This is a genomic window from Atribacter sp., assembly GCF_035418125.1.
Taxonomy (GTDB): Bacteria; Atribacterota; Atribacteria; order Atribacterales; family Atribacteraceae; genus Atribacter; species Atribacter allofermentans.
In genome coordinates this window covers 1-2,529 of record NZ_DAOLQM010000292.1, presented here as the reverse complement: position 1 = coordinate 2,529, position 2,529 = coordinate 1, and the positions used below count along the sequence as shown (strand labels likewise).

Sequence of the window (2,529 nt, the reverse complement as noted above, 5' to 3'; positions counted from 1 at the left end):
GACCCATTTGTTGAGCCATTTCTTGAAGTCGCATTGAATGTTCTTTGGTTTCTTGGGTGGTTTCTTGAAGAGATTCCTCTAAAAAAGTTATCAATGCGTGACGTATACTTCGACTTTCGTTTAATTTCTGACGATACATATTTTCTTCTGCCTGACCGATTATCACCTCTAAACTTATGTCGGGTGTTTCTTTGGTTGCTAAACCAAGAGCCAAACTAATTGGAATTGTTGTATTTTCAGCAGTCTTACAAAGATTCTGGATCCTTTGTATTACTCGAAGTACTGATTTGTTTGTGGTTTTTGGAAACAATATTAAAAATTCATCCCCTCCCCAACGGGCAACAATGTCTTCTTGCCGGCAACTTTCTTTTAAAATTTTTGCAATATGGATTAAAAGCTCATCCCCTTGTTTGTGCCCAAAAGCATCGTTAACCAGTTTTAATCCGTTAATATCTCCCATGATAATTGAAAGTGGTAATTGACGAGGAGTATCAAGCCGATGCATCTCTTCTTCTAAATAGGCACGATTAAATAATCCAGTCAGAGAATCATGATAAGACAAATACTTAATCCGTTCTTCTGACTTTTTTCTCTCGGTGATATCAATACCTACTCCAAAAAAGTATCGGGTATTCCCTTGTTCATCAACAATTGAACGGCCATGCCACTCAACCAGCAAAATCCGGCCCTCTTTAGTCAGAACTTGGTTTTCATTCAGAGTAGATTCTTGAGAAGAAACCAAGGTATTAAAGATTTCTTTTACTTTAGACCTCTCGGTTTCAGGTATGATGAGGGTAAGGTAGTCTCTACCCAGAACCTCTTCCAGATTATATCCAAGAGCATTAAGCATACAAGGATTCATCATTAATATTTTGACATTAGAATCCATAGCAACAAAAAAAGCCGGGGAAGCTTGGATTAGTTGTTCATTAAATTTTTTTTCTTGCTGGAGTAAATTTAAAGCATTTTGCTTTTGTTTTTCTTTTTCCATTACCTCTAAGGCAAAAGAAATATCTTTTGATAACCCTTGAAGGAGTTGAATTTCTTCTTGATCAAAATAATTCACTTCTGAAGAATAAAATAAAATAACCCCAATAATTTTTCCATTGGTTACAAGGGGAAAATCAGCTAATGATCGATACCCTCTTTTCAAAGCTGCATCCTTCCATGGAAGCATTCTTGGATCTCTCTCAATGTCAACACTCACTACATAGTTACCCGTGGCTACGGTGATTCCAGCTGGTCCCCTTCCTTCTGGAATGTTCTGAGTAGATACAAAAATATTTTGTACATAGCCATCTTCATATCCTGCCCAGCTCACTGGTCTAATTATTTTTTCTTCCTGATCAATCAAACCGATCCAAACTAACCGAAATCCACCATCCTCAACCGCTATTCTGCAAATTTCATCAAATAGCTGTTGACGATCCCGCACTCTTACAATAGTTTGATTCACTTGGCTAAGCAGTCGATACAAGCGATTAACCGGGTTGATTTTATTTACCATTCATTATCCTCTGTTTAAATTAAAATATGGAAAATATTGCTCAATAATGTAATAATGAGTCATATCACAAAGTGATTTTGTTAATTCGAATTCGCTCATTACAAAAATTATAAAACAGGTTTGAAAAAAGGCAAAGAAAAAATATTTTTTATGAAAATTGAAACCAAATTTAATAAAATGAAAAAACGTTTCATTAAGTTCAACATTTCATTCAGCCATTTGGAAGGATAAAAACCATCAGAAAGGTTGATTGAAAAAAGATGTCAGAAGCTAAAGGATTAATTTTTTATATTGAAGATGAAAAAGATTTATCAGAAATGGTAATCCTTTACCTTGAAAAAGAGAGATACTCAGTTTGCCATTTTTTTAGTGGTGAGGCCTTTCTTGACAAAATTTTTTCTCAAAAACCAGATCTTATTTTGCTGGATCTGATGCTCCCAGGAATTGATGGGATGGAACTCTGTCGTTACTTAAAAAGAGATCCCAAACTCAATAAAATCCCAATTATAATTTTAACTGCAAAAGACGACCCCATTGATGTTGTCTTGGGATTAGAAACAGGTGCAGATGATTATATAGTTAAACCCTTTCATCCTCGTGAATTATTGGCTCGAATAAAAGCAGTATTACGAAGGCGTTTATCTGCACCTGTCGCCAAGCATTCTCTTTTTAAAACTGGATCTTTTGTCCTCAATGCTGACAATCTTACTCTCATTATTGGTGAAGACCTTATTCCCCTTTCCTGGAAAGAATATCGAATCTTAGAATTTTTAGCAAAAAATAAAGGAAAAATTATTTCCCGAGAACAAATTTTAAATTATGCTTGGGGAACTGACGAATTCATAACCGATAGAACGGTTGATGTGTATATTGCTAATATTAGAAAAAAATTAGGCCAACATGGAGAAAGAATAGTAACTATTCGGGGGGTGGGATATAAATTAGAAGTTGAATAACTCGTTATCATTTTCCTTACAATATAGACACCCATACCACGTTGTGGCACCAGATAAAGGTGAAAA

Annotated in this window: 2 protein-coding genes; one reads left to right on the top strand and one right to left on the bottom strand. The window is 35.1% G+C overall.

Features of this window, described 5'->3' with window-relative positions; all coding sequences use genetic code 11:
• Positions 1-1,507, bottom strand: a 1,507-nt coding sequence (locus PLK24_RS10675) for a sensor domain-containing diguanylate cyclase (RefSeq protein WP_324478979.1), incomplete at its 3' end; no start/stop codon positions are given.
• A 260-nt stretch (positions 1,508-1,767) separates the two neighbouring features.
• Between PLK24_RS10675 and PLK24_RS10670 the strand changes: the two genes are divergently transcribed.
• A complete protein-coding gene (locus tag PLK24_RS10670) occupies positions 1,768-2,463 on the top strand; it encodes a response regulator transcription factor (RefSeq protein WP_324478977.1) in 696 nt (231 codons plus the stop codon).
• The last annotated feature ends 66 nt before the right edge of the window (positions 2,464-2,529 follow it).

Bases quoted from the DNA above. Each gene is read 5' to 3' on its own strand.
- PLK24_RS10670 (WP_324478977.1), top strand. From the start codon at position 1,768: ATGTCAGAAGCTAAAGGATTAATTTTTTATATTGAAGATGAAAAAGAT.